The 25,567-nt window shown below is 73.1% G+C and carries 20 protein-coding genes; 11 read left to right on the top strand and 9 right to left on the bottom strand.

The genetic code is table 11. The features are described 5' to 3' along the window. On the bottom strand, window positions 1–1,896 hold the full coding sequence (locus tag ACIOWN_RS23045) for a CocE/NonD family hydrolase (protein WP_362351083.1): 1,896 nt from the start codon (window positions 1,894–1,896) through the stop codon (window positions 1–3). A gap of 400 nt (window positions 1,897–2,296) precedes the next feature. After that, entirely contained in the window at window positions 2,297–2,491 is a 195-nt protein-coding gene (locus ACIOWN_RS23040; protein WP_362351086.1) for a DUF2795 domain-containing protein, read from the bottom strand. A 520-nt stretch (window positions 2,492–3,011) separates the two neighbouring features. Here ACIOWN_RS23040 and ACIOWN_RS23035 point away from each other — a divergent pair. The 4 genes from ACIOWN_RS23035 (at window position 3,012) to ACIOWN_RS23020 (ending at window position 9,554) form a co-directional block, all read left to right on the top strand. Further along, window positions 3,012–4,283 carry an MFS transporter gene (locus ACIOWN_RS23035; protein ID WP_401983247.1) on the top strand — a complete coding sequence of 424 codons (1,272 nt, stop codon included), beginning with the start codon at window positions 3,012–3,014 and terminating at the stop codon, window positions 4,281–4,283. 136 nt (window positions 4,284–4,419) lie between these two features. Then, a complete protein-coding gene (locus tag ACIOWN_RS23030) occupies window positions 4,420–5,085 on the top strand; it encodes a GntR family transcriptional regulator (RefSeq protein WP_401983246.1) in 666 nt (221 codons plus the stop codon). A gap of 126 nt (window positions 5,086–5,211) precedes the next feature. Continuing rightward, entirely contained in the window at window positions 5,212–6,504 is a 1,293-nt protein-coding gene (locus ACIOWN_RS23025; RefSeq protein ID WP_362351094.1) for an MFS transporter, read from the top strand. 335 nt (window positions 6,505–6,839) lie between these two features. Continuing rightward, the gene (locus ACIOWN_RS23020; RefSeq protein ID WP_401983245.1) at window positions 6,840–9,554 is read left to right on the top strand and encodes an ATP-binding protein; all 2,715 of its coding nucleotides are present in this window, start codon (window positions 6,840–6,842) and stop codon (window positions 9,552–9,554) included. Between the two features lie 24 nt (window positions 9,555–9,578). Here ACIOWN_RS23020 and ACIOWN_RS23015 read toward each other — a convergent pair whose 3' ends face one another. Both ACIOWN_RS23015 and ACIOWN_RS23010 read right to left on the bottom strand, forming a co-directional pair. Further along, window positions 9,579–10,220, bottom strand: a complete 642-nt coding sequence (locus ACIOWN_RS23015; protein WP_362351099.1) for a response regulator transcription factor — start codon at window positions 10,218–10,220, stop codon at window positions 9,579–9,581. Next, window positions 10,217–12,106 (bottom strand): sensor histidine kinase, encoded by a 1,890-nt coding sequence (locus tag ACIOWN_RS23010; RefSeq protein ID WP_401983244.1) that lies wholly within the window; start codon window positions 12,104–12,106, stop codon window positions 10,217–10,219. Before ACIOWN_RS23010 ends, ACIOWN_RS23015 begins: the two co-directional genes overlap by 4 nt. 315 nt (window positions 12,107–12,421) lie before the next feature. Between ACIOWN_RS23010 and ACIOWN_RS23005 the strand changes: the two genes are divergently transcribed. Beyond that, window positions 12,422–12,772 (top strand): hypothetical protein, encoded by a 351-nt coding sequence (locus ACIOWN_RS23005; protein ID WP_401983243.1) that lies wholly within the window; start codon window positions 12,422–12,424, stop codon window positions 12,770–12,772. A 111-nt stretch (window positions 12,773–12,883) separates the two neighbouring features. After that, window positions 12,884–13,543 carry a hypothetical protein gene (locus ACIOWN_RS23000; protein ID WP_401983242.1) on the top strand — a complete coding sequence of 220 codons (660 nt, stop codon included), beginning with the start codon at window positions 12,884–12,886 and terminating at the stop codon, window positions 13,541–13,543. A 21-nt stretch (window positions 13,544–13,564) separates the two neighbouring features. Here the strand turns inward: ACIOWN_RS23000 and ACIOWN_RS22995 are convergent, their stop codons facing one another. From ACIOWN_RS22995 to ACIOWN_RS22975, 5 genes are read right to left on the bottom strand one after another with little or no spacing between them, the layout of a single operon-like run. Continuing rightward, window positions 13,565–14,443 carry an STM4011 family radical SAM protein gene (locus ACIOWN_RS22995; RefSeq protein WP_401983241.1) on the bottom strand — a complete coding sequence of 293 codons (879 nt, stop codon included), beginning with the start codon at window positions 14,441–14,443 and terminating at the stop codon, window positions 13,565–13,567. 10 nt (window positions 14,444–14,453) lie between these two features. Continuing rightward, a complete protein-coding gene (locus ACIOWN_RS22990; protein ID WP_401983240.1) occupies window positions 14,454–15,830 on the bottom strand; it encodes an STM4012 family radical SAM protein in 1,377 nt (458 codons plus the stop codon). Continuing rightward, the gene (locus ACIOWN_RS22985) at window positions 15,827–16,633 is read right to left on the bottom strand and encodes an STM4013/SEN3800 family hydrolase (protein WP_401983263.1); all 807 of its coding nucleotides are present in this window, start codon (window positions 16,631–16,633) and stop codon (window positions 15,827–15,829) included. Before ACIOWN_RS22985 ends, ACIOWN_RS22990 begins: the two co-directional genes overlap by 4 nt. A gap of 1 nt (window position 16,634) precedes the next feature. Beyond that, complete coding sequence (locus ACIOWN_RS22980) at window positions 16,635–17,978, bottom strand: STM4014 family protein (protein ID WP_401983239.1); 1,344 nt, start codon at window positions 17,976–17,978, stop codon at window positions 16,635–16,637. Next, entirely contained in the window at window positions 17,959–18,915 is a 957-nt protein-coding gene (locus ACIOWN_RS22975; protein WP_401983238.1) for an STM4015 family protein, read from the bottom strand. The genes ACIOWN_RS22980 and ACIOWN_RS22975 overlap by 20 nt, the downstream gene beginning before the upstream one ends. A 177-nt stretch (window positions 18,916–19,092) precedes the next feature. On the opposite strand from ACIOWN_RS22975, the gene ACIOWN_RS22970 reads away from it, so the two are divergent. The 5 genes from ACIOWN_RS22970 to ACIOWN_RS22950 all read left to right on the top strand — a co-directional run bounded on the left by ACIOWN_RS22970 (window position 19,093) and on the right by ACIOWN_RS22950 (window position 25,372). Further along, the gene (locus ACIOWN_RS22970; protein WP_362351121.1) at window positions 19,093–19,419 is read left to right on the top strand and encodes a hypothetical protein; all 327 of its coding nucleotides are present in this window, start codon (window positions 19,093–19,095) and stop codon (window positions 19,417–19,419) included. A gap of 216 nt (window positions 19,420–19,635) precedes the next feature. Continuing rightward, a complete protein-coding gene (locus ACIOWN_RS22965; protein ID WP_401983262.1) occupies window positions 19,636–20,637 on the top strand; it encodes a DUF6745 domain-containing protein in 1,002 nt (333 codons plus the stop codon). 394 nt (window positions 20,638–21,031) lie between these two features. Next, entirely contained in the window at window positions 21,032–22,651 is a 1,620-nt protein-coding gene (locus ACIOWN_RS22960; protein ID WP_401983237.1) for a phosphodiester glycosidase family protein, read from the top strand. Between the two features lie 109 nt (window positions 22,652–22,760). Further along, entirely contained in the window at window positions 22,761–23,579 is an 819-nt protein-coding gene (locus tag ACIOWN_RS22955; protein ID WP_401983236.1) for a hypothetical protein, read from the top strand. A 134-nt stretch (window positions 23,580–23,713) separates the two neighbouring features. Beyond that, a complete protein-coding gene (locus tag ACIOWN_RS22950) occupies window positions 23,714–25,372 on the top strand; it encodes an N-6 DNA methylase (protein WP_401983235.1) in 1,659 nt (552 codons plus the stop codon). Window positions 25,373–25,567 lie beyond the last annotated feature (195 nt).

Below are 25,567 nucleotides of genomic sequence, written 5' to 3'. Positions count from 1 at the left end.
TCAGAGGTGGTTGCCGGGGGTCACCGTGAACGACGCGGGGCCGGCGGGCAGGTTCACCGTGTACTGGCGCAGGTAGGTGTCCAGGAACGGGGAACGGGCACCGGCGGTGGCGGTGTCACGGGCCGGGTCGTCCAGGGCCAGCCTGAGCTGCGCGCCCTTGACCTCGATCGTCTGGCCGGACGGCGTGGCACGCCATGAGCCGGTCTGGATGGAGCCGATCTCCACGGCCAGGACGTGATCCGCGGCCAGGGTCCAGTCGGTCGCCTTCAGATCGACGGTCATCCGGCCCGAACGCAGCACGGAGACCTGCTCGTCGAACATGACGGCCTTGCCGTTCGGGGCGACGTCGTACAGCTTGAGCATGACGTTGCCCTCACCCTTGGCGGTCAGGGAGAGCTGCGGAGTACCGGTGAGGCGCACCGGCTGTCCGACCGGCTGCGACCACACGAAGAAGCTCGACGTGACCTTGCCGTCCTTCTGCTGCTTCGCAAGACCACGCGCGAGGCCCTGGGGAGCGGCCTGCTCGGTCGCGGGCGCGTTCTCCATGTCCCACTTGCCGTCGGACGGCTTGCCGAGAGTCTGCGGCGTCGTCTCGCCGGACGCGGCCAGGGCCGCGCGGCCGGAGGCGCCGCCGTCGTCCAGGTACGAGCCGTTGCCGAGCGGGAGCGTGACGGACCGCTTCACGACCGGCCAGGTGTTCTGGGCGCGCCAGGCAGCCGTGGAGTCCTCCACGACGTAGGCCGGGTACTTGACCTTCGGCTTGATGCCCTTGAGGTACTCGTCGTAGTAGGAGAGGGTCTCGTCGTACCAGCCCTCGCGGCCCATGGACAGGCGCCCGTCCTTGGTGCGGTCGCCGCCGCGCACGTGCTCCCACTGGCCGAGCCAACCGCGCTCCGGGCCCACGTGGTTGTCGAGGTACTCCTGCATCTCCTCGGGCTTGGTGTTGTTCTCGATGAAGCCCTGGGTGACGAACAGCGGGGTCTTGGTGCCCTTGGCCATCTTCGCCAGGTCACGGTCGGTCCAGTGCTTGTCCCACTGGTCCGCGATCTTGTATCCGGCCGAGTTCTGGGTGAGGCACTCCGGATGGGCCTTCTCCCACTGGGCGTTGGCCAGGTAGCGCGGGTCGTCGTCCGCCATCTGGGGAAGCGTGGCGATGGAGTTGTAGGCGTTGGCGGTGCCGGTGACGTTCGGGCGGGGCACTCCGTTGGAGTAGATGTACTGGTACATGTCCCACACCGGCTCCTGGGCGACGACGGCCTTGAGGGCCTTCTGGCTCAGGTTGTTGCCGATCAGGCCTGTGACGGCGTCGTACGACTTCCCGTACATGCCGACCGCGCCCGTGCTCCACGGCTGCTTCGCCGCCCAGTCGATGGCCGCCTTGACGTCGGCCTGCTCGCCGGGACCGCCCCAGTCCAGGCAGCCGGTGGAGCCGCCGAAGCCGCGCAGGTCCACCATGACGAAGGCGTAACCCTGGGCGAACAGGTCGGTGCCCTCTATGAAGTCCTGGAAGCGGGACGAGGGGCCGGTGTGCTTCCAGCCCTCGGGATCGGTCTGCCCGGAGTGCCCGAAGTAGGGGCCGACCGACAGGATGACGGGCACCTTCTTGCCCGGGGCCAGTCCCTCGGGCAGCAGGACGTCGGCGTGCAGCTCGGTGTCCGAGCCGTCCGAGGACGGGAAGTAGTGCTGCGTCCAGAGCGAGCCCTTCGGGACGCGGTCGTTCTCCTCATGGCTGACGGGGTCGGTCGCGGTGGCGACCGCCCCCGTCCGGTTCTGCTCCGCGGCCGGCTGGGCCGCGGAGCCGGGCACCGCGGTGGCGGGGCCGGCGAGCGCGGTGGTCAGCGCGAAGGTGGTGACGAGTGCCGAGGCGGCCGCGACGGCCGTGCGACGTCTGTTCACTTGCTGCTCCCGGAGTGTCAGGTACGGGGCGGTGCAGGTGGTGCGGTCGAGCACGGCCTCTGACCCGCCGTCAGAGCGGCGAAGGGCGGACGCATCCATACGGAGACCCGGATCGCGGGAGCGGGCCGAGGCCGTCGGCGTCGGACTCTATGATCATCATTGAAACGAGTCAACGGGTCCGCGCGTTCTGCGTGTTGCGGATGTGACACGGACCGGTCCGGCGGCACGTGGGCGCTCGCCAGTGCGCTTATGTCATGCGCATGTCATACGAAACGGTGACGTGACCGGGAGTCGACCCTCTTGCGCGGCGCTCACCGCACGCCGGAATCCGGGGCCGGGAAGGGCGCCGGGCGCACGACGCGGCGGCCGGGCAGATGCTCGGCCGCCGCGCTCCGGTCGGTCACTCGTTCTCGAAGACGGCCTTGCTCACCTCGGCCGGGTTCTCGAACTTCTTCCTCCCGAGGTGCGAGATGCGTTCCGTGATGTCCTTGGACGCGTGGTTGTCCCGGGCGACCTTCTCGAGTTGCTTCGTGTCGGCCGGATACTCCGCGCCGGACAGCGCTTTCTGCAGGTCCGTGGGGCTGATGTTCGCCATGGCTCCTCCAAGGCCATGAGACTGTCTCCGGTTGGGCGCTTCGCAAAGCGCCGCCTCCCGGGTACCCCGTACCGGGCCAGGGTGCCGCCCCTGTCGCGGCTGGGCCGGAGCGGCCGGCCACGGGTGCTGTGAGCAAGGGCACAGGTGGGGCAAGTCCGCCCGGGCAGGGCGGCGTTGTACTCCCTGGTGGACCGGGAGCGAGCTGCGCCACAGCGGCCGGGAAGCCCGTCTGCCACGATGGTTCGCGCCGCACCACGACCCGCCCGGGGACTCCCCGGGCGCTACCCGTGGGTACGGCAGCCCGCCTGAGCCGACGGAGCGACCGCGCAGCGCAGCACGGTGTTCCCGTGCTCCTGCCGATCCCCCCACGAGTCCGTGGGGCTCGTCCTCGAGTAGCACTGTGCCTTCTTCTTCTGTGCCTTCTTCCTCCGCTGTCTCCGTGCCCCCTCCTGCCGAGCCCGCCGCCGGTCCGCCGGCGCCCGCGTCCACCTCGCCGTGGCGATCACTGAGGTACCGCAGCATGCGCTGGTGGTCCTTGGCGAACTTCGTCTCCAACGCCGGCACGTGGATGCAGCTCACGGTGCAGAACCTGCTGGTCCTCAAGATCACCGGGTCCGCCGCGGCCACGGGCCTGTCGATCTCCGTCCAGGCCGCCCCCGCGCTCCTCGTGAGCCTCCTGGGCGGCGCCGCCGTGGACCGCCTGCCGCGCAAGCTGACCGCCGCCGTCAGTCAGGCGCTGCTCGGCTGTGTCGCCCTCGTGACGGCCGTCCTCGTAGCCTTCGGGCATCTGAACCTGCCCATCCTGATGGTGCTGGCCGCCGTCACCGGCCTCATCGCCACGATCGACGCTCCCGCCTGCGCCCTGCTCGGCAACGACCTCGTGCCCACGGAGGACGTGCCGTCCGCCATCGGAGTGGGCTCGCTCGTGCACAGCGCGGGCCGGCTGGCGGGCACCGCGCTCGCCGGTGTGACGGTCGCCTTCCTCGGCACCGCGGCAGCCTACGGCGCCAATGCCCTGTCCTTCCTCTTCGTCGCCGCGGTCATCCCGTTCCTGCGCCCGGTCAGGAACGCCACCCGCCGGGTGGCGGGCGGCACGGGAGAAGGCCGACCCGCCCGGCGGGGCAGCCCGGCGGCGGATCAGGACATGACCGTCCGGCAGGGCGTGGCCTTCTTCCTGCGCCGCCCACAGCTGATCGCGCTGGCCGGCGTGACCGGCGTCAGCGCGGTGTTCGGCCGGAACTACGGTCTCACCCTGGCCGTGCTGGTCACCGGCCCGCTGGCCGGCGGCGCCGGGGCGTTCGGCACGGTCTCCACCGTGCTGGCCGTCGGCGGAATCCTCGGCGCGGTCCTCGGGGCCAGGCTGCGCCGCCCCTCGGTCCGGATCGTCGGCACCCTGGCCGCCGCGGGCGGTCTCCTCCAGGTAGTGGCGGCGCTCTCACCCTCGCTGGCCGTGCTGCTGGTCCTGGTCCTGCCCATGGCTGTGGTGGAGTCCGTCTCCGACACCGCCGGCACGACCGTCCTGCAGACCGATCCGCCCGCCCACCTGCGCGGACGCGTGCTCGGGGTGTGGAGCACGATCAGCACGGCCTGGGGCCTCGGCGGTCCGCCCGCCCTGGGGCTGCTCATGCAGCTCGCCGGGGCGCGCGGAGCCCTCGTCTCCGGTGGCCTGATCATCGCCGGTTCGATCGGGGCGGGCATGGTGCTCCGCCGTCGCCGTAGCGCCGGGACGACGGTGCTGCGCCCGGAGGGCCGAGGTGTGGCCGGCCGGCCGGAGCTGAGCACGGCCGCGTAAGGACACGAGGACGACATCGGGACGACATCGTGACGGCCTCCGGGGTGCTTCTGCCCCGGAGGCCGTCGGCTTTCGTGCCGCGGCCGGATCGCTGTCTTGTATCCAAGCTTGTATCTATGTCTGCTACGGTTGAGGTATGCCCACCGCACCCGCCACCTCCTCCGCCGCCCGTGTACCGGCCGCGGAGCGTGCGTACGACCTGACCAAAGAGCTCATCATCGGCGGGCAGCTCCCCGGCGGGAGCCTCATCAGCGAGGGTGAGATCGCCGAACGCGCCTCGCTCAGCCGGACCCCGGTCCGCGAGGCGTTCCTCCGCCTCCAGGCCGAGGGGCTGCTGCAGCTCTTCCCCAAGCGCGGAGCCGTGGTGGTACCGGTCGGACCGGGCGAGGCCGAGGACGTCCTGGAACTGCGCGAGGCGCTGGAAAGCAGCGCGGTGCGCCGCATCGCCCGCCGCGCCGAACCGCTCACCGACCTGGTGAGCCGGCTGTCCGGCCTGATCGACGTCCAGCGGGAGCACGCCGGCCGGGCCGACGTCGCGGGCTTCGCGGAGGCGGACGAGGCGTTCCACCACGCCATCGTGGCGGCCTCCGGCAACGACCTCGCCGAGCGCTTCTACGGGACGTTGCGCGACCGCCAGCGGCGGATGGCCGTGCAGCTCCTCCAGCCGCAGCCGGGCCGCCTGGCCCCGCTGATCGGCGAGCACGCCCTGCTCGTGGAGCGGATCGCCGACCGCGACGACGCGGGGTTCGCCGGCGCCCTGCGGGCCCATCTGGACGCCCACCGCGGCGCGACCGGCCGCTGAGCCGCCCGGGACCGGCCTCGGGAGGAGAAACCTGCGAAGTCCGGGACAAGTCGCCGGAAGGTGTTCCGGCAGTACCCCCTGCATCCCCGGGGGACAGCACGTGAGCAAGCAAGGAGCAGCACCGCCATGAGTACCACCCGGTGGCCGACCGGCCGTCCCGCCGTACCGTCCGGCAGGGGCAGGCCGTGGCTGCCGGCGGCGGCTGCCATGTTCTGCTCCGGATGGGGCGGCAACCAGTTCACCCCGCTGCTGCTGATGTACCGCCGCCTCGGCGGCTACTCCGCGGTCACGGTCGACGCCTTTCTCGCCGCCTACGTCCTCGGACTCGTGCCCGGACTGCTGGTGGGCGGAGCCGCCTCGGACCGCCACGGCCGCCGTCCGCTGATGACCGCCGCGACCGCGGCGTCGCTCGCGGCCAGCGCCGTCCTGTGCGGGGGAGTGGCCGGACAGGTCCCCGTCTACGTCGGCCGCTTCCTCAGCGGCCTGGCCGTCGGCATCGCGATGGCGGTCGGGACCAGCTGGGTCAAGGAGCTCTCCCAGGCGCCGCACGACCCGGCGGCCGACGCCGGCGCGGGGGCGCGGCGCGCCTCCCTCTCGCTGACCCTCGGCTTCGGCCTCGGCGCCGGGGTGGCCGGCGCGCTGGCCCAGTGGGGCCCCTGGCCGATGATCACGCCGTACCTGGTGCACGTCCTGGTCACCGTGCCCACGCTGTTCCTGCTGGCGCGCCCCGTGGAGACCCGTACCCGGCCGGCCGTCGTCCGCAGCCTGTGGGCCGACCTCAAGGTCCCCGCCGCCGGACACCGCCGCTTCCTGCGCGTGGTGCTTCCGATGGCCCCGTGGGTCTTCGGCTCGGCCGCCGTCGCCTACGCGGTCACCCCCCAGCTGGTCGGCGACCGGATCGGGAACTGGGCCCTGGCCTACGCCACCCTGCTGACCGTCTGCACCCTCGGCACCGGGGCGCTGGTCCAGCCCTTCGCCAAGCGCCTGGACTCGCTCGACTCGGCGCGGGGCATCATCGTGTCGATGATCCTCATGGCCTGCGGCATGGCCGTCTGCGCGGCGGACGCGGCCGTCCGCTCGCCCTGGCTCGGCCTCGGCGGAGCCGTCCTGCTGGGGGCCGCCTACGGTATCGGGGTCGTCTCGGGCCTGCTGGAGATCCAGCGGATCGTCACCCCGGACGACATGGCCGGCATCACCGGCGTCTACTACGCCCTGTGCTACTCGGGCTTCCTGCTGCCCGCCGTCCTGGCGGCCCTGTCCGCGCTGGCGTCGTACACCGTGATGCTCGCGGTCCTCACCCTCCTCGCCCTGACCAGCCTCACGGTGATCACCACCTCCTCCCGGCGGACCGCCCCCGCCCTCGCCCCGGCCGGGACCGGCCCCACCGAGCCCTGCCCGGCCGAGGCTCCGGCCCGCTGAGCCGGGCCCCCGGCCGGCACGGGCGGCTGCGTTCCCGCTCGCCCCCAGCACTTTCGGACACCGGCAGACCCGCACTCGACCGCCAGGACCTCGGCCGACAAGGCACCCGCGGCCTCGGCCGCTGACGTGGCGGCCCCCGTGGACGCGCTGTTTCCGGACGCCCGGACGCATGACGAAGCGTCAGTTCCTGGCGTGAGTACCCTTTCGCCGCCGCCCGCAACCAATTCGCACGCAACTGTGCAGTCTGCGTGTGCGTTTCGCTAGGCTTCCCGGCATACCGGCAGATCAGGGGTAACGGAGTGTCGGAACGCCAGCGCACCGAGAGGACCACCATCGTGGACGGACGCGATCGGCTGGGGAAGCCCCTGTACGAGCGCGAGAACGAGGTGACCGCCGCTCGGAAAGCGGTGGACGGGATCTGTGCGGGCGAGGGGAACGGCGAAGGCAGGCGGGGCGGGCTGCTGTTCTTCAGCGCCGCCGCCGGACTGGGAAAGACGACCGTACTGGCCGAGATCCGCCGCATGGCCGCGGCCCGCGGCTGCACCGTGCTGTCCGCCCGGGGCAGCGAGCAGGAGCACACCGTCCCCTTCCACGTCGTACGCCAGTTGCTCCAGCCCGTCCTCGCGGCCTGCACCGAGACCGAGCGCCGCGACATCTTCGGCGGCTGGTACGAGATCGCCGGACCGGCAGTCGGCCTGTTCGCCCAGAAGACCGATACCGCCGGCCCGGACCCGCAGGGCGTCCGGGACGGACTCGACTGGGTCGTCACCCAGGTGGCCGTGCGCCGCGCACCGGTCGTGATGGTCCTCGACGACGCCCACTGGGGCGACCTGGAGTCCCTCGCCTGGCTCGCCGCCTTCGCGGTGCGGGCACGGGAACTTCCCATCCTGGTGGTCATCGGCTACCGCCCCGACGAGGTGCCCGCCGAGGCGCAGACGTTCCGCGAACTGGTCGACGGCCGCAGCGCACGCCCGATCCCGCTGCACGCCCTCAGCCCGGAGGCGGTGGCCGGACTGGTGCGGCGCTCGCTCGGAGCGGAGGCCGACGACGTCTTCTGCCGTGAGTGCTGGCTGGTCACCGGCGGCAACCCCTACGAGGCCGTCGAGCTGATCGCCAGGGTCCAGGACCGTGGCCTCGCCCCGGACGCGGAATCGGCCTCCCTGCTCGGCGAACTCGCCGCGAGCGCACGGGGCACCGGTCTGGTCAAGCGCCTGGAGAGGCTCGGCCACGCCGCCGTCCGGCTCGCCTGGGCCGCCGCGGTGCTCGGCACCGAGATCTCCGCGGAGTTGGCCGCCACCGTGGCCGGACTGCCCCCGGCCGAGGCGCAGGCCGCCGTGGACCGGCTGCGGGTCGCCCGCATCCTCACCGGCACCCGCACCCTCGAGTTCATCCACCCGCTCATCGCCACCGCCGTGTACCAGGCCATCCCGCCCACCACGCGCACCGCGCTGCACGGTCAGGCCGCCTGGGCGGTCGCCGACGCAGGCCTGGGCATCACCGCCGCCGCACGGCACCTGCTGGAGACCCACCCCGAGGGCGACCCGAACACCGTCCGGCAACTGCGCGCCGCCGCCCGCGAGAACCTCCGTCTGGGCGCGCCCGACGCGGCCCGGCGCTGCCTGGAACGCGCGCTGCGCGAACCTCCCGCGCCCGAGGACCGCGCGGGCGTCCTCCACGAACTCGGCTGCTCCGCCCTGCTCACCGCCCCCGCCACCACGGTCAACCACCTCACCGCCGCCCTGGAACAACCCTTCCTGGACCCCGAGTTGCGGGAGAACGCCACCTTCCGGCTGGCCCAGGTCTTCGCGCACAACGACGAACTCGCCAAGGCGGCCGCCGTCGCGGGCGCCGAGGTGGCCCGGTCCGCGTCCCCGCGGGCACGGCTGCGCATGCAGGTCGCGCACTACCTGTGGCTCGTCTTCGACGCCCACGAGAAGCAGGCGTCCGACCGCTCCCGCCGACTCGCACGGCTCGTCGAGCAGCTGCCCGGCGAGGCCATCGAGGAGCGGGCCCTGCTGTGCATCCGCACCTGGGACGCCACGCTGCGCGGGGAGCCGGCCACGGACACCCTGGACGTCGCCCGGCGCGCCATGGGCCTCAGCTACACCGACCCGGACTGGGGCTTCGAACTGCCGAGCGTGGCCGCGCTCAGCTACATGTACGCCGACGAGTGCGACCGCGCGGAGGAACTGTTCAGTTCGGCCATCGCCGAGTGCGAGCAGGTCGGCTGGAGCGGCGCCCACCTCTCCTTCGGCTTCACCCTCCTCGGCCTGGTCCGGCTCCGGCGCGGGATGCTCGTCAAGGCGGAGGAGTGCGCCCGTGAGGGAGTGCGCCTGGCCGAGCGGGTCGGCGACCGGGTGCCCGCCCGGTGGTACGCGGTGGGGCTTCTCGTGGACGTCCTGCTGTCCCGGGGCCGCGTGGAGGAGGCGCTGCGGGTCGCCAGAACGTACGACTTCGCGCCCCCGTACCTGAACGCCGTGGTCTTCCCGGACTCCCAGACGGTCTACGGACGGCTGCTTCTCGCCCGTGGCCTGCGCAAGGAGGCAGAGGCACAACTCACCGCCGCCGGGGCGCGGCTGGATGCCAAGGGCATCGTCAACCCGACCTGGTGCCCCTGGGCGGGACATCTCGCCCTCGCCGTCGCCGACGAGGACCCCGCGCGCGCCCGCGCCCTCACGGCGAAGATGCTGCGGCGGGCCGAGCGCTACGGCACACCCACCGCCATCGGTGAGGCGCTGAGCTTCAGCGCGGCGGTGGCCGAGGACGGGCAGTCGCTGTCCCTGCGCGAGCGCGCGGTGGAGATACTGCGCCGATCGCCCAGCCGGCACGCGTACGCGGAGGCCCTGATCGACCTCGGCGCGGAACTCGGCCGCGTCGGCGCCACGGACCGGGCGACCGGGCTTCTGCACGAGGGCGTCGAACTGGCGGAGGAGTGCGGTGCCGACCGTCTCGCCGACCGGGGCCGCGCCGAGGCGGCCGGGGCGAGACTGCGGCTGGGCGGGACACGCCCGTTGGCGCGACGCGGCGCGAGCGCCGCGGAACAGGGCTGAACCGGACTGGAGGAGGGGGAGTTCTCAGCGTGGGCGGCCCAGACCGGCGTCGCGTGCCCGGACGATGGCCTGGCTGCGTTGGGTGAGGTGCAGTTTGGCGAGGATCGCCGAGACGTTGTTCGCCACGGTCTTGCCGGACAGATGCAGGCGCCGCCCGATCTCGGCGTTGGACAGCCCGGCCGCGAGCTGGTCGAGGATCTCCCGCTCCCGTGCGGTGAGTTCGGGGAACGGGCCGTCCTGCGGCGGCGGCGACACGAACCACGTACGCAGCCGCCCCGCCAGCGCGGCGCCGAAGACCGGCTGCCCTGCCGCGGCGGCGTGGATCGCGGCGACGATGTCCGCTCCGTCGGCCCCCTTGACGAGATAGCCGAGCGCACCGGCCTGGACGGCGGCGAAGACCGTCGCGTCGTCCTCGAACATCGTCAGGACCAGCACGGCCGCGTCCGGCACCCGGGTCCGGATCTGCCGGGTGGCCTCGATGCCGTGCAGTCCCGGCAGTTGCAGATCCATCACGACGACGTCGGGCAGCAGCTCGACGGCCCCGCGGACAGCTTCGAGGCCGTCCCCGGCCTCACCGGCCACCTCGATGCCGCCGACGGCGTCGAGGACCGCGCGCATCCCCTGGCGCACCAGGGGATGGTCGTCGGCGAGCAGTACACGGATCATGGCGTCTCCGGGAGCGGGAACCAGGCGGTGACGGCGCCGCCCTCGGGACCGGGGCCGGCCTGACAGCGTCCGCCCAGTTCCGCGGCGCGTTCGCGCATCGCGGTGACGCCGACCCCGGGCAGCCACGGACCGCCGGACGTACCGTCGTCGCCCACCCGCAACACCAACTCGCGCGCGGAGACGTCCAGGTGTACGCGACACCGCCGTCCGTCGCTGTGGCGCACCGCGTTCGTGATCGCCTCGACGGCGGTGCGGTAGACGGCGACCTCCACCGCCGCCGGCAGGCCGGGCAGTTCGCCCGCCTCGACGGTGACCCGCAGCGGCGAGCCCGCCGTGAGCCGGTCTGCCTGCGAGCGCAGCGCCCCGGCCAGCCCGAGGTCGTCGAGGCTGGGCGGGCGCAGCCCGTGCACCACCTTGCGCAGGTCCGCCAGCGCCTGGGCGGCGGCCTCGCGGGCCTCGGCGATGTGGGTGTCGGCCGCGGCCGGGTCGGTCTCCAGCCGTGCGCGGGCGGCGTCCAGGGTGAGGCCGACGGCGGTGAGCACCGGACCCAGGCCGTCGTGCAGTTCGCGGCGCAGTCGCCGCCGCTCCTCCTCCCGCGCGGCGACCAGGCGCTGCTGCGACCGCAGCAGCTCGGCGGTGAGGGTCCAGGTGTGCAGGGCCAGACCGAGCTGACCGGCGAGGTCGGAGAGCAGGGCGCGGTCGCGGTCGTCGAAGCCCTCCTCGCCGCGCCGCGCCGACGCCACCAGGAAGCCCTCGACCTGGCCTTCGTACGGCAGAGGCCGGCGTTCCATCGGCTCGACGGGTGTCCCGTAGGACGCGACGCGGGTACCGTCGGCGCGTTCGACGGCCACGTACGGCAGCCGCAGCGCGGACGCCGCCGCGTGAGCGAACGAGCCGAGCGCGTCGCCGCCCGGGACGGCGTTCAGCCGCTGCCCGAGGTCCCGCAGCGTCCGGTACGGATCCTGGCGGCCGCCGTAGAAGAGGTGGTCCACCAGGTGCTGCGTGCGGTCGCGCAGCGGCACGAAGGACAGTGCCACGGCCGCGGCGGCGACCGGGGCCGCCACCTGCCGGGAGACCACGCGGGTGGCCAGCCCCGTCAGCACGGCGAACCCGATGACCAGGGCGGCGGTGATCGCCCCGTACACCAGGGAGCGGCGCAGGACCGTGTCGATGGACCACAGCCGGTAGCGCAGCACGGGGACCGCCAGGGTCAGGACGAACACGACCGTGTCCACGCTGTCCGTGAGCGAAGGCAGTTGCTCGGTGACGGCGAGCGGAAACAGCGCCAGTGCCACGACCACGCCGACCGCCCGCCACTTGAGCTGCTGGCGGGCGACCCCCTCGGCCCGGGCGAACCGGACCACGACACCGATGCCCGCGATCAGGCCGAGCAGCACCACCACGGGCGCCAGGAGAGTCGCCGCGTCGGCGATCCGGCCGGCCGCGCTCCCGCCGGTGAGCGGGTGGGACAGCCCGGTCACCCCGTTCTCGGCGTCCCGCAGGGTCGTGCCGCCGAGCAGCCCGCCCACCATCACCAGCACGGTGCAGGCGACGAGCACCTTCTCGAGGACCGCGCTCCACCGCCCGGCCGGTCGCCCTGACGGGAACCGGATGTTGATCAGACCCTGCACGGCGACCGGCGCGAAGGCGAGGGTCCCGGCCGTCAGTCCCCAGCGCGCCGGGACACCGCGGTCGCCGTCCAGGACGGCCGCGTACGCCGGCGGCAGGACCAGCACCCGCACGACGACCAGCACGGCCGCCCCGGCGAGCAGCCACCCGAACGGCAGGTCCGGACGGCGGTCGATGAGCAGGGCCCCCGCCACCCCGTAGGCGATCATCGTGACCAGCGGCTCCACCCAGGCCGGGGACCCACCTGAGTCCGGCATCGGACGCCCCGTGCTCGCCCACCACAGCAGGAAGCCCACCCCGACGAGGACAGCCGCCAGTGACGCGGCGGCCCATCGGCTGCCGTCCCGGGTCCGGTGTCCGCGCGAAGTGTCGATGCGTCGAGTATCCCGATCCGCGCCCGCCGTCATCAACGGCCGTGTTTCCCGGAGGCGCGGGAAACCTTCCCGATCCGCCCGGGAATCGGGGCGTCAGGCGGCGGACGCGACCGCGCCGACGCGGGAAGGCGAACCCTGGGCCGGGGATCTGGGCGAGCCGGACGCTGGTCCGGCCAACGCCGCATCCAGGAGGCCGTCATGAGGACCGTCCGCTGCTCCGCCGCCGTCGCGACCCTCGCCATGTCGCTGCTCAATCTGCCGATCGCCCTCGACGACGGGGGAAACGGCATCCCCGCCCCGGCCGCCTGGCTGATCAGCCTGCTCGGCGTCGTCGGCGTCGTCACCGCGATCGCCCTGCTCCGCTCCGCCGCCTGGGCCGCGCCCGCCGTGCTCACCGTCGGCGCGCTCAACCTGGTCGGCGCGGTCGTCGCCCTCGTCCGGAGCTGGGACGGCGCTCTCATCGGCCTCGTCCTCAGCGCCGCCGGCACCGGCCTGGCCCTCGCGTACCTCGTGGCGGGCCGGTCGGCGAAGACACCGCAGGCGAGCTGACCCACCCTCACCCTTCCCGTACCGACCGGAGGTTCCACCATGCAGCCCGACACCGCCCCCGACACCGGCAGCCGGCCGACCCCGACACGGCCGCCGAAGCCGCGGAAAGACATGCGAGGGTTCTGGCGCGTCCTGCTCGCCGTCGTCGCCCCGCTGCCGATGACCGGCATGGGGCTCGGCTACATCCTCAGCCCCGTCGACGGAGGCACGTCCTTCGAGGACACCGTGACCGCCTACACCGGCCACCTCGACCAGGCCCGCGTCACCCAGTACCTCGGTGTGCCGTTCCTGGTCCTGCTGATCCCGGCGACGTTGGCCGTGATCTGGGTGTCCCGCCGGGGCGCGCCCCGGCTCACCACCGCCGGCGCGCTCCTCGCGCTCCTCGGTCAGCTGGCGGGTTTCCCCCTCAACCAGGGCGGCGACCTGCTCGCCTACATGACGGCGAAGCGCGGCCTCGACGTGCCGACCGTGGCCGCGCTGCAGAAGGCCCTGGAGGAGGACCCGTTGGCCCTGACGGGCGGCCTGCTGTTCATCATCGGCATCGTCGTCGGCCTGCTGCTGCTCGGCCTCGCCCTGTGGCGCAGCGGCGCCGCGCCGGCCTGGGCGGGCATCGCCCTGGCCCTGGGCGGCTTCACCCATCCCTTCATGCCGGGGCACGTCGCGGCCGGCATCGGCCTGCTCGTCGCCGCGGCCGGCTTCGCCGGGGCCGGCTGGGCACTCCTGCGCATGAGCGACGACGACTTCGACCGGGCACCCGGCCGCCCTGCCTGACAAGGCCTCGGGGGCCGCCCGCTACCGGGGCGTCGGTGTCAGGCGCTGCACCGCGGGCGGCGTTGCGGGGATCCGTTCCAGGACGCCGCCCGCGAACACGTCGTACAGGGGCAGCGTCTCCAGGTGCACGTAGCCGATGTGGCAGTCGCACACGGCCAGCGGGCACGGGCGGGGGCGCAGGGCCCGCCGGTAGGAGCCGTCGTACAGGTTGCCCAGCTCCGAGCGGACGAAGTGGCAGCGGCGCACCGTGCCCTCGCCGTCCACCGATATGACCGACTCTCCCGTACGGCAGGGCAGGCCCGCGCTGCGGTGCGGGTGGCGGCTGTACGGGAAGAGCGGGTCCAGGGCCGTCCACCGGTCGGCCTCGGCGTCGGTGTAGGTGTGGCCCTCGGCGGCGTTGACCCACAGGTACACGTGGCCGGGAAGGTCGTCGCGCAGCCGGCGCGCCTGCTCCAGGTGCTCGGGAAGGCCGACGACGCCGACGCTGTGCCGGACACCGCGCGCGGCCAGGTCGTGGCACTTGGCAAGGAAGCGGTCGTAGGGCGTCTGCCCGGGGTGGAAGGTGCACCACAGGGCGAGGGAGTCCAGGTCGGCGGTGTCCAGCCAGTCGGTGCGGCAACTGAGATTGGTCTGGATCGCCACCCGCCGGATGTGCGGGAGCCGGCTCAACTCCGCGAGCGTACGCCGGTACCAGGACCGCACCAGGCCCTCGCCCCACGGAGTGAACAGCAGGGAGAGCCGGTCGTCGCGCTGCGCCCCCGCCCAGGCGGCGAAACGCTCCAGCGCGGCGCGGTCCGCGGTGAGCTGGCCGCGGCTGTCCCGGCGTTTGGCGAAGGGGCAGTAGGGGCAGTCGTAGTCGCACGACGCCAGCGGGCCGCGGTAGAGGATCGTCAGGTCCATGCGCGCTCCGTCACTTCGGTTCGTACGCGGCCATGCGTTCGCGCACCGCGGTGGAGAACAACTCGGGCCCCAGCGCGTCGGAGTGGGCAAGTCCCTCCGGGGACAGCCGCAGCAGCTCCGGGCCCGCGGAGCCGTCCAGCCAGCCCCGCTCGCGGAAACGGTCCAGCTCGGTGGCGAAGTCGTCGCCGGGCTCGCTGCCGAAACGGGCCCGGTAGTCCGCGACGGGCATGCCCTCGGCCTGCAGCAGTGACTGGAGCAGATGGCGGCGCCGGGACTCGTCCGCGGTCATCTCCCAGCCGAAGTCCGCGTGCCGGAAGCCGTCGGCGGGGCGTGCCGTGTAGTCGTCGATGATCCCGCGTATGCGGTGCATGTCGACGGCGTAGTCGAAGGAGTAGTGCAGTGCGGAGGTGTACGAGCGGGAGCCGCAGCCGAGGCCGACCATGCCGTCGCTCTGGCACGCGTAGTCCTCGCCGCCGGTGGCGGGGGCGTCCGCGCGGCGGAACATGCGCATCGACACCTGCTGGTAGCCCCGCGCGAGCAGGTGGTCGCGGCCGTGGCGGTACAGCCGCAGCCGCTGCTCGTCCCAGTCGGCGTCGCCGCCGGGCGCCGAGCCGCGGTGCCGGCCGAGACCGGTGAGCGGCCGCACGTAGAGGGGGTAGAGGTACAGCTCCTCCGGCCGCCAGGCGAGGGCGGCGTCGAGGGAACGGGTCCAGGACTGCTCGGTCTGGCCGTCGATGCCGTAGATCAGGTCGATGTTGAGGACGGGGATGCCGGCGTCGCGGATCCGGGCGAGGGCCGCTTCGACGTCCGCCCGGCGCTGGGGGCGTACGGCCGCCCGCGCCTCGGAGTCGGTGAAGCTCTGCACGCCCAGACTCAGCCGCGTGGTGCCGCGGGCGGCCAGCACCGCCAGCCGGTCGGCGGTCGCGGTGGCGGGCGAGGCCTCCACCGACAGCGGGATCGCGGCGAGGTCGGCGCCCAGACCGTGCTCGGCCAGATCGCACAGCCGCTCCAGCTCGGCCGCCTTGAGGAACGTCGGAGTGCCGCCGCCGAAGGCCGCGTTGGCGTACCGCGCCCCCTCGCCCAGCGCCTCGCGCACCGCGGCCGCCTGCCGTTCCATCGCGTCCAGGTAGGCCGTGGTCAGGCCGTCCGGCGCCCCGATCCGGGTGAAGAGATTGCAGAAGCCGCAGCGGACCTCGCAGAACGGGATGTGGAAGTAGAGCGAGAGCGCGTCCTTGGGCTCGTCCGCCCACAGCGCGCGCAGAGACGCCCGCTCCCGGGCGAGGGGGCGGTACGCGGTCTTGTGCGGATACGCGTAGACGTACTGCTGGTACGGGCGGACGGCGCTGGGCGCGATCACCGCTTCGGCGCTGGTGACGGTCATGGTCATCGGTCTCCGTCGACGAGGAAGTGGGCGTAGGGCACGGTCCATACGACGTCATGGCCGATGCGGTGGCCGCTGTAGCCGTCCTCGCCGTACGCCGTGCCGTGGTCGGAGCAGACGACGGCGAAGCACGGACGGCGGCCGGCGACGGCGGCCAGCAGCCGTCCCATGTGCCGGTCGACGTACTCGAGCGCCGCGGCGTGGGTGGCCCGCGTGTCACCCGCCTCGCGGCCGGCCCCTGGGAGGTGGAACCAGTTGGGCTGGTGCAGGGCCGACACGTTCATGAACAGGAACAGCCGCTGATCCTCGGGGAGTTCCGCTACGACTCGCTCCGCGCAGTCCACCTGGGCCTCGAACGACGTGGATGAGGTCACCCCGAACTCCGGCCGCCAGTGGCTCTCCTGGAACATCCCCGGCAGGACGGAGCCCAGCGGCCCCTGCTTGTTGAAGAAGCCCACGCCGCCTATGCACACGGTGCGGTAGCCCACCGAGGCCAGGCCCGAGACCAGGTCGGGGGTGTCGTAGACGAAGGTGCCGTTCGCGGTGGTCTCACTGCCCGCGAAACGGGCCGCGAAGAGCCGAGGATGCGGACCCGGCGCGGCCGGCGTCGGCAGGAAGCCCGCGAACATCGCCTGGTGGGAGGCGTAGGTGAAGCTGCCGGGGGCGTGCCGACGCTCCCAGGCTCCGCCGGGCAGGTGCCGGGCCAGATGCGGAGTGCGTCCGGCCGCCGCCAGCTCCTGTGCCACGTCGTAGCGGAGGGTGTCGAGCGTGACGAACAGGATGTCGTGGCCCCCCACGATGTCGTTCATGTCAAGCGCTGCGGTCATGGTGGTGCTCCTTGCGTCGTGCTCGCCGTGCGGGGGCCGCGGCCGGGGCCGGGGCGAGGGCCGGGGCGGCGGCCGGTGCGGGCGTCCGTCCGGCGGCCTGGGCGGCGTCTGGCGCGTCGGTCCGTGCGGCGTCCCGTATGACGGCCGGCGCGGGGGCCGTCGCCGAGGTCCGTGTGGTCGGTGCCTCGGTCCGTGCGGCCGCCCGCACGACGGCCGGTGCGGCCGCGACCTGTGCGGCGTAGGTGTCCAGGCCCTCGGCGCCACTGCCCGGCAGGCCGGTGAGGCGGGGCAGGAGGTCCCCGAAGGCGTTCACCTCGCCGACCGTGAAGCGGCGCCAGGCCGTCGCCGGCAGGATGTCCACGCCGACGCACAGGGTGCCCGGGAAGCACGCGGCCGCCCGTTCGGCCATGTCCAGCACGTCCGTGAAACGGCCTCCCGCGGTCCGGATCGCCGCGCGCACCGCGTCCAGGTCGCCGCGGGCGCCACCGAGGTGCAGATTCGTCATGGGATGCGGGCTGGTCCGTACCACCGCATGCGTGGCGCGCCCTGCCACCACGACCACCCGCAGGTCGGTGGCCCGGCCGCCCTGTGAGGCCTTCGGCAGCCACCGCTCGACATGGAGCCCGTCCGGGGCCAGCGCGTCGACGAGGGCGGCGACCTCCGGCTCCGTGGTGTAGTGGCGCACCCGGAGGGAGTTGTGGAGGCGGCCGTCGGCCGTGGTCTCCACGGAGGTCGTCGCCCTGACCCGGCCCGGACCCGCCAGCGTCAGCGCCACGACACCGGAGGCCGACGACCCGTGCGCCGGCTTCACGAACGCGCGTGAGATCCGCGCCGCCTTCAGCCGCTCCCGGAGACCGTCCGGCCCGGACCAGCCGCCGACCGGACCCGTCAGGGCCGGGGGCACCGGCACGCCCGCGGCGGCGAGCCGGGCATGGCAGCGCCGCTTGTCGAACATGACCGCGACGTCCTCCGGGTCGGCGGCAGTCACCGCGCCCGCCTGCCGCGCCGCGGCGGTCAGCTCCCGGACCGCGGCGGTGAACCGGCGGTGCCACAGAGCCGTCCCCTCGACCCGGGTGGGGTCGTCGGTGTCCCGCAGCAACCGGTCGACCTCGGCGTCCTCGCCGGGGGAGTCGATCCGCACCAGCTCACCCGGCGAGAAGGCGTACCGTCCATGCAGCACGTCCCGCCACGCCAGCACGCGGGGTGCCGGGTGGCCGGCCGCGCGAACGGCGTCGGCGAACATCGTCGTCCGCCTGTTGCCGGGATTGCCGACGACGGCGAACCGCAGGCCGGCGGCGGGTGCCGGACTACTCGGAGACCGCGACATACCGCCACTCCTGGTCCCCCCAGCTGTCGGGCGTCTGCTGGTCCGAGACGTCCACCTCGGTACCGCTGGAGCCGACGGCCTCGCGGATCCGATCGGCCATGGACTCGCTCAGGAAGTGGTGGTGGAGGTCGAGCCGGGTCAGATGGGTGAGCGGCTGACCGCCGAGCAGCGCGGTCGCGCCGTCGTCGGTGAGCACGCCCAGGGACAGGTCGAGCGACGTCAACTGGGCGACGACGGGAGCCCCGGCGACGGCGGCGGCGATCTCGTCCTGGATCTCGCTGTTGCGCAGGCCGAGATGGCGCAGCGCCGGGAAACGTCCCCCGGCCAGGATCGGGGCGAGGTCGGCGACCCCCGAGTCGCCGCCGTACGCCTCCACGCCGAGCCACATGTCGAGGTGCTCCAGGGCGGGGAACTCGCCGGCCGCGACACCGCGCACGACCTCGCCGGGCAGACCGCCGGCCTCGAAGCGGAGCCTGCGCAGGTGCTCGTGGCGGACCGCCGGGAAACGCAGCCCGGTGCCGCCGCGGATGCCGAACTCCTCCAGCAGCGGATACGCGTCGAGGACCGGAGTGACATCGGACTGCTCGATCCAGGAGATCTCCGACTCCTCCATCTCCAGGTCCCCGATGAACACGGCCCGGAGCGCGGTCAGCCGGTCACGGGCGTCCACGAGACGCCGCACGATGCTGCTGGAGTCGTCCTCGTACGCCTCACCCCACTGGCCCACGATGATGGCCCGCACCCCGGCGGGGTCGACGGAGCCGAGGAAGCGGTCCCACAGCTCACCGAAGCTCTCCCCCGGCGGGTCCGCGTACGGCTCGACGGCCAGCCACCAGGCCGCGTCGCCCGCCTCCGGCAGCTCCCGCTTCCCCGCGAACTGCGCGAAGTCGAAGGCCGGGAGGCCGTGCAGTTCCTTCAGATGCTCGACGTTGGACATGACGCTGGCCTCCTGGGGCTCTCACGCATTGCGTTGTTCGCGAAGAGTTGTACCAAGCGGCTCTGACATCGGCGGTCCCGGGCCGGGCCGGGAGCTGTGCTGTGAGGCGTTGTCAGACCCCCCGCGTAGCGTCGTGGACATCGGTCGGTGAGGTGCCGACGGGGAAGGGAGACCTGTATGTACCGGCAGGGGGATGTCCTGATCGTGCCCGTGGCGGAGGCGGCCGTGCCGCCGGGCACGGAGCGGCTGCCGCACCAGCCGAGGGACGCGCGGGGGAGGCTCGTCCTGGCTCTCGGCGAGGTCACCGGACACGCTCACGCGGTGATCGGACCGGGGACGCTGGTCAGGGAGGCGGGACCGTTCGGCGCGTCCTACCTCCATCTCCCGGACGGCGGACGGGTGGTGCACGAGGAACACGCGGCGATACCGCTGCCCAAGGGCTGGTACCGCGTGGTGCGGCAGCGGGAGTACGCGCCCGGCGCGGTGCGCGTCGTGGCTGACTGAGGCAGCGCGCTGAAGCGGCGCGCTGAAGCGGCACGTACAGACAGCGGATTGAGGCGGCGCGTTCGGACGGCGCCGTGAGACGGCCGGACTGGGACAGCGAAGAGCGGAACGATGACGACACCGACGAAAACCGTGAGCGAGACCGCGCACGACACCGCGCACGAGACTGTTCTCGACACCGCGCGCGGGACGACCGTGCAGGTGGACACGACGGCGATGTGGCGCGAGGTGGCGGCGGCGACCGGCCCCGCCGACCGCCCGGCGGCCGAGGAGGGCGTGCGCCTGGCCTACCGGCTGGCGGGTCTGCCGGAGCCGGAGCACATCATCTGGGCGGGCTCGCCCAGCGAGGGCGTGGCCGTGGCCGCGCGGCTCACGGCGGAGGGCACGGCCGGCCGCACCGTCCGCGACGCGGTGCGCACCCGGCCCTGGGCGGCCGCGCGGAAGCGCGTCCTCGACCGGCTCGGACCGGCCGGCTGGGCCGCGCACTGGGCCCTGACGGGCGCCCAACTGTGGGACGGCACGGTAGCGCTGACCGAACGCATACGCACCGGCGTGGTCGAGGCCTCGACCACCGCGCTCGAGGACGAGCAGGTCGTCCGGCTCGTCCTGCTCGACGCGGTCCTCGGCCAGCACGACGCGGCCTGGCTGGCGGCCTTCGACGGCCAGGTCGGCGCGGAGGCACTCGGCGGACTCGCCGCGGTCGCCCGCGCCGCGGGCTGGTGGTGGCCGTACGAGAGGGCCGCGGTCGTCTGCGAACGCCCCGTGGAGCTGCACCGGGACGAGGCCGGCCGGCTCGACCGCGGGGACGGACCGGCGCTCGCCTTCCCCGACGGGTTCGCGCTGCACGCCTGGCGCGGTATGCCGATCCCCGCTGAATTCCTTGTCGAGCTCGGAGAGTTGACCCCGGCGCGCATACGCGAGGAGGAGAACGCCGAGCTGCGCCGCGTGATGCTGGAGCACTACGGCTACGAGCGCTACCTGGAGGATTCCGGCGCCGAACCCGTCCAGCGCGACAAGGCGGGCGTGCTGTGGCGCATCGAACTGGAGGGGGACGAGCCCCTGGTGATGGTCGAGGTGGTCAACTCCACCCCGGAGCCCGACGGCACCCGCCGCACCTACTGGCTGCGGGTACCGCCGAGCACCCGGACCGCCCGGCAGGGAGTCGCCTGGACCTTCGGTCTCGAGGAGGCCGACTACGTGCCGGAGAGGGAGACCTGAGCCCCGGGTCGGCACGGTTGGAGAGGACGACGCCGGTCCTGTCCAGGCCCCAACGTCCCGCGCACCCGGGGATGTTGGGGTATTTGCCCCTAATGCCATACTGATCTGCGGTTTCAGCGGACGGATCGCCCCTTGTTCCCGTCGTACCCCCCACCGTTCCTCACGCTGTTCTTCAGGAGCCCGCCCATGTCTCGACCCATCCGCCGGCTTCCCGGCAGCGCACCGGACCGCCCGGCCCGGCGCGCTCCGGCCCGGGCCGTCGCCCCGGGCGCGAGCGGCGGGCTTTCGTGTCGCCCGCACGGCTGGCAACATGATCCGCCGACGGGTGCGAATGTCATGTTCGAGTCAGTCGGTCCTTCGAGTCGGTGGGGCCCAGGCTTCCAGGCGGTTGCGGATGAAGAAGAGACTGTGCGGTGCCGGTGTCGCCCTCGGCGTCCTCGTCACCATGGGGGCACTCCCGGCGCAGGCGTCCCCGGCCACACAGCCGCTTCGGCAGGCCCGGGCCCTGCCACTGGGACCGTCCGACCTCTCCGAGACCCGCACGACGACAACCCTCCAGCCGGGTGTCACCCTCACCCGCATCGTGCGCGGTGCCCCCGACTCGGCACTGCGCTGGACGGTCGAGGTGTCCATTCCGGGCGGTGAGACCTCACCGGACCCCGACGCACCGCCGACCGCCCTCAAGGACAGGGCGAGCGCCGACGAACTGGCCGCCGGCCTCCAGCGCGACGGCTTCCAGGCCCGGGTCGAGCAGGTGACGACATCGAAGACGGCCGACTACGCCGGCGGCACCCTCGGATGGCGGGTCCGGGTCGGTTCGTTCGGCGCGCAGTCCGACGCGGCCTCCGAACAAGCACGGCTGAAGGCAGCCGGGTACGCGGGATCGGCGGTGTACACCGGCTGGGACGGCGACCGCACGGACAGGGGGCCCTGGCGCGTCGACGTGCTCACCGTCGACCCGCGCCGGTTCCACGGAAGCCTGGAGGCGTCGTACGGCCCCGACCTGGAGCACCGCGAGAGGACCAGCGAGCTGGCGAACACGGCCGGCGCGACCGCGGCGGTCAACGCCGGGTTCTTCGTCCTCGACCCCCTCGCGGGCGCACCGGGCGACCCGGCGGGCGTCGGTGTCTACGACGGCCGCCTGCTGAGCGAACCGGTCAGCGGACGCCCCGGCCTCGTCACGCACACCAACGGCCGCCGGACCGAGATCACCCGCTTCACCTGGCAAGGACGCGTCACCGGCCGGGGCACCTCGCTGAGCCTGAGCGGCGTCAACCGCGTACCAGGCCTGATCAGGAACTGCGGCGGCGGCGCACACGACATCCCGACCGCGCTCCCGCTGCACGACGTGACCTGCACCAGCACCGACGAACTCGTCGCCTTCACCCCCGACTTCGGGCAGCGCACCCCCGCAGGCGAGGGACTCGAAGCCGTCCTGGACGCCCACGACCGGGTCGTGGAACTGCGCACGCCACGCGGTGGACCGCTGCCGGCCGGCGGCAGGTCCGTGCAGGCGACCGGCCGGCGCGTCGCCGAGCTGACCGCCCTCGCACGGGTCGGTGACCACCTGAACATCAAGGCCACGCTGCTGGACGGACGCGGACACCCGGTCACGCCCTCACCCAGGACCGACATCGTGAACGGCGGCCCCGAACTGGTCCGCGACGGACGGCTCCACGTCACACCGGCCACCGACGGCATGGTGCGTCCGGGCGACCCGAGCTTCTACTACGGCTGGGTACACAAGCGAAACCCGCGCACGCTCGCCGGAGTGGACACCGCCGGACGGACCGTGCTCGTCACCGCCGACGGACGCAGCACCGGCGCGCTCGGGCTCAGCATCACCGAGAGCGCCGAGATCGCCAGGTCACTCGGACTGCGCGACGCGATCAACCTGGACGGCGGCGGATCCACCACCATGGTGATCGGCGGCAAGGTGCTCAACCAGCCGTCCGACGCCACCGGCGAACGCCCCGTCGGAGACGCCTTGCTGATCCTGCCCCACAGGAGTTGACCCCGCCCGGTCGAAGAACGCTCGAGCCGCGACCAGCCACAGGGAGCCGCGATGACCCTTCGAATCTTCCTTCCGATGCTGCTGGGCGCCCTGCGCGTCGGTGGCTGACATGCTTTCCGTCAAGCACACGGTGGTCGTCGAACCGGTCCCCTACCCCTGGCTCGTCGACGCCGTCACCGTGATCCGCACCCTGGTGGAGGAGTGCCGGGTGGACGAACAAGGGTTCGTACTGTCCGACGGCCAGGTGCTACGGGACATCCGGCTGATCCAGGGGCGGCACCTGCGGCCCGGCTCGGTCTACGTGATCGAGAACGGGGCCGGCGAGGGGAAGGCGGCAGCGGACGCGGAAGGCACCAGGAAGGACAAGGCCGCCGACCCGAGCGGCACCGCACGGATCACCGTCGGGGAATGGGACCACCGCCGGGCAGTTCACCTCGAACTCACCGTCGCCGAGGACGACATGGCCACGGAACTGGACGTGACGCTGAAGAGTCCGGACCGTCCGGCCCTGGTCGAGATCGCCGGCCGGACACGAGGCGGCGCGGCACCACTCAAGCTGTTCGAGATGGCGGGCCGCGCCCGGGTGCGGCTGGACGACTGGTGGCCCGCCGCGGACAGCGACCGCATCCCACCCTCGGCCCCGGCCTCGGCCAGGCTCGACCACCGCTGGGTCCGGGCGGACGTGCGGGCGGTACCCCGGCCGTCCCGGCACGACGGCAGATGGGACATACAGATCACGGTCTCCCTGCGCGGCCGCCGACTCCTGCGACCGCTGGCTGCCATCGTCCTCACCGTCGCCGCCCGCCGGATACGCCGAGCCGTCGTACGATCCGTCGACGACCTGGCCGCACAATGGAACGACCGCGTGCCGCGCCTGGTGGCGATGGACGCCGACCAGCTGAGAGAGGCCCTCCTGAGCACGCGGTGAGGTGAGAACGGCCGCCGTACGACAGCTCCTCCGGGGAGCCGTTGAGGTACACGTGAGGACATCTTTGCCCTATGTGTACCATGTCAACCACTTTTCCGTTGATGCGAAAAACAGGCGCCGTGTACGGTGGCTGCATGACGGACAACGCCGCCCCACCAGCCGGTCCTCTCGTCACCGGCTCCGAGATCGCGCGGCTCGCGGGTGTCACCCGGGCAGCGGTCTCCAACTGGCGTCGGCGGTACGACGACTTCCCCGCACCGACGGGCGGAAGCGCCAACAGTCCGCTCTTCGATCTCGCCGAGGTCAAGGCCTGGCTGGACAAGCAGCGCAAGGGCCAGGACCTCTCGGAGGAAGTGCAACTCTGGCAGGTGCTGCGCGGAGCGTACGGCGACGACATGGTCACCGCGCTCGCCGACGTCGCCACGGTACTCGCCGGCGCCCGTACGAAGCGGCCGGAAGCCCTGCCGAAGGACGCCGTCACCCTGGCCCGGCGCCTGGCGGACAGCGGCTCGCCCGGCGAGGTGGTCGACGCCCTCGCCGAACGCTTCACCGACTCCGTGCGCAGGGCCGGTTCGGACCAGGTCACCTCTCCTCGCATCGTCCGTGCCGTTCGGCACCTGGCCGGCGAGGTGGCGGACGACACGACCGTCCTCGATCCGGCCTGCGGCATCGGCACCCTGCTGCTCGCCGTCGGACCCGAGCGGGGACCGCGGCGGATCGGACAGGAGGTGGACGCCCGCAGCGCCCGTTTCGCGCAACTGCGCGCCGACCTCACCGGACGGACGGGCGCCGACATCACCGCCGGGGACTCTCTCCGTGAGGACCGGTGGAGCGAGGTCAAAGCCGATCTGGTCGTCTGCGACCCTCCGGTGGGCGACACCGACTGGGGGCGTGAGGAGCTCCTGCTCGACCCAAGGTGGGAACTCGGCATCCCGTCCCGGGCGGAAGGCGAACTCGCCTGGCTGCAGCACGCGTACGCGCACACCGCTCCGGGCGGCCGCGTCATCATGGTCATGCCCGCCTCGGTGGCCTACCGCAAGGCCGGCCGCCGCATCCGCGCCGAACTCGTACGCCGAGGCATCCTCACCCAGGTCACGGCCCTGCCGCCCGGCTCGGCCGTCTCGCACGCCCTGCCGGTGCACATCTGGCAACTGCACCGGCCGCTCTCCCTCGGCGACGCGGCCACCAGCGTCCGTATGGTGGACCTGACCCGGAACGATCCGGACGGCCCCCTGGACCCACGGCCGGACCAGACGACGGACGTCGCTCTCATCGAACTGCTCGACGACGTCGTGGATCTGACCCCCGGCCGCTATGTGCGCGAGTCCCACCGCGACTACGTGGCCGAGTACCAGCAGCTGCGGAGCGAGCTGGCGGAACAGGTCGGCATACTCGCCGAACTTCTCCCGGCCCTGGGCGCCGGGGGACGCCTGAGTGCCCCTGACGGCCCCTCCGTCGGCGTCGCCGACCTCGCCCGCGCCGGTCTCGTCGAGTACGGCGGCGCCGAGCCGGTGTCGATCAGCGATCAGCTCGACACCGACTTCCTCCAGGGGTTCCTGCGCAGCGCAGCCAACACGCGCCGGTCCACCAGCGCCAGCGGAACCTTCCGCCTCGACGGCAAGGGCGCCCGCGTCCCCCAGATGGACATCGCGGAACAGCGCCGCTACGGGGCGGCGTTCCGTGCCCTCCAGGAGTTCGAGGAGCGGGCGAGGAGGATCGCCGAGCTGAGCCGCGACGCCGCCGCCCTGGCCCGCGACGGCCTCGCCAACGGCGCCCTGGAGCCAAACGGCTGAGCCCCCTCAGCGCACCGACACGAACGGGCTCACGGCCCCTCGGCCCCTCTACGCAGGCACCGCTCCCGCAGCCGACAGGAGCGGTGCTTCGGCGTGCCGCGAGAACGGCTCCGCACTGCCGGTGTTCACGGAGTTCACCATCACCATGACCGTGCCCACGTAAACGCAGCCCTCGACTGGTCAATCTGTTGACAC

This window comes from Streptomyces sp. NPDC087787 (assembly GCF_044743035.1).
Classification (GTDB): domain Bacteria; phylum Actinomycetota; class Actinomycetes; order Streptomycetales; family Streptomycetaceae; genus Streptomyces.
This window is presented reverse-complemented; position numbering and strand designations above follow the sequence as displayed.

Coding starts and splice junctions, on each gene's coding strand:
- ACIOWN_RS23040 (WP_362351086.1), bottom strand. CDS start 2,491: ATGGCGAACATCAGCCCCACGGACCTGCAGAAAGCGCTGTCCGGCGCG.
- ACIOWN_RS23035 (WP_401983247.1), top strand. CDS start 3,012: ATGCGCTGGTGGTCCTTGGCGAACTTCGTCTCCAACGCCGGCACGTGG.
- ACIOWN_RS23030 (WP_401983246.1), top strand. CDS start 4,420: ATGCCCACCGCACCCGCCACCTCCTCCGCCGCCCGTGTACCGGCCGCG.
- ACIOWN_RS23025 (WP_362351094.1), top strand. CDS start 5,212: ATGAGTACCACCCGGTGGCCGACCGGCCGTCCCGCCGTACCGTCCGGC.
- ACIOWN_RS23015 (WP_362351099.1), bottom strand. CDS start 10,220: ATGATCCGTGTACTGCTCGCCGACGACCATCCCCTGGTGCGCCAGGGG.
- ACIOWN_RS23010 (WP_401983244.1), bottom strand. CDS start 12,106: ATGCCGGACTCAGGTGGGTCCCCGGCCTGGGTGGAGCCGCTGGTCACG.
- ACIOWN_RS23005 (WP_401983243.1), top strand. CDS start 12,422: ATGAGGACCGTCCGCTGCTCCGCCGCCGTCGCGACCCTCGCCATGTCG.
- ACIOWN_RS23000 (WP_401983242.1), top strand. CDS start 12,884: ATGCGAGGGTTCTGGCGCGTCCTGCTCGCCGTCGTCGCCCCGCTGCCG.
- ACIOWN_RS22995 (WP_401983241.1), bottom strand. CDS start 14,443: ATGGACCTGACGATCCTCTACCGCGGCCCGCTGGCGTCGTGCGACTAC.
- ACIOWN_RS22990 (WP_401983240.1), bottom strand. CDS start 15,830: ATGACCATGACCGTCACCAGCGCCGAAGCGGTGATCGCGCCCAGCGCC.
- ACIOWN_RS22985 (WP_401983263.1), bottom strand. CDS start 16,633: ATGAACGACATCGTGGGGGGCCACGACATCCTGTTCGTCACGCTCGAC.
- ACIOWN_RS22980 (WP_401983239.1), bottom strand. CDS start 17,978: ATGTCGCGGTCTCCGAGTAGTCCGGCACCCGCCGCCGGCCTGCGGTTC.
- ACIOWN_RS22975 (WP_401983238.1), bottom strand. CDS start 18,915: ATGTCCAACGTCGAGCATCTGAAGGAACTGCACGGCCTCCCGGCCTTC.
- ACIOWN_RS22970 (WP_362351121.1), top strand. CDS start 19,093: ATGTACCGGCAGGGGGATGTCCTGATCGTGCCCGTGGCGGAGGCGGCC.
- ACIOWN_RS22965 (WP_401983262.1), top strand. CDS start 19,636: ATGTGGCGCGAGGTGGCGGCGGCGACCGGCCCCGCCGACCGCCCGGCG.
- ACIOWN_RS22960 (WP_401983237.1), top strand. CDS start 21,032: ATGAAGAAGAGACTGTGCGGTGCCGGTGTCGCCCTCGGCGTCCTCGTC.
- ACIOWN_RS22955 (WP_401983236.1), top strand. CDS start 22,761: ATGCTTTCCGTCAAGCACACGGTGGTCGTCGAACCGGTCCCCTACCCC.
- ACIOWN_RS22950 (WP_401983235.1), top strand. CDS start 23,714: ATGACGGACAACGCCGCCCCACCAGCCGGTCCTCTCGTCACCGGCTCC.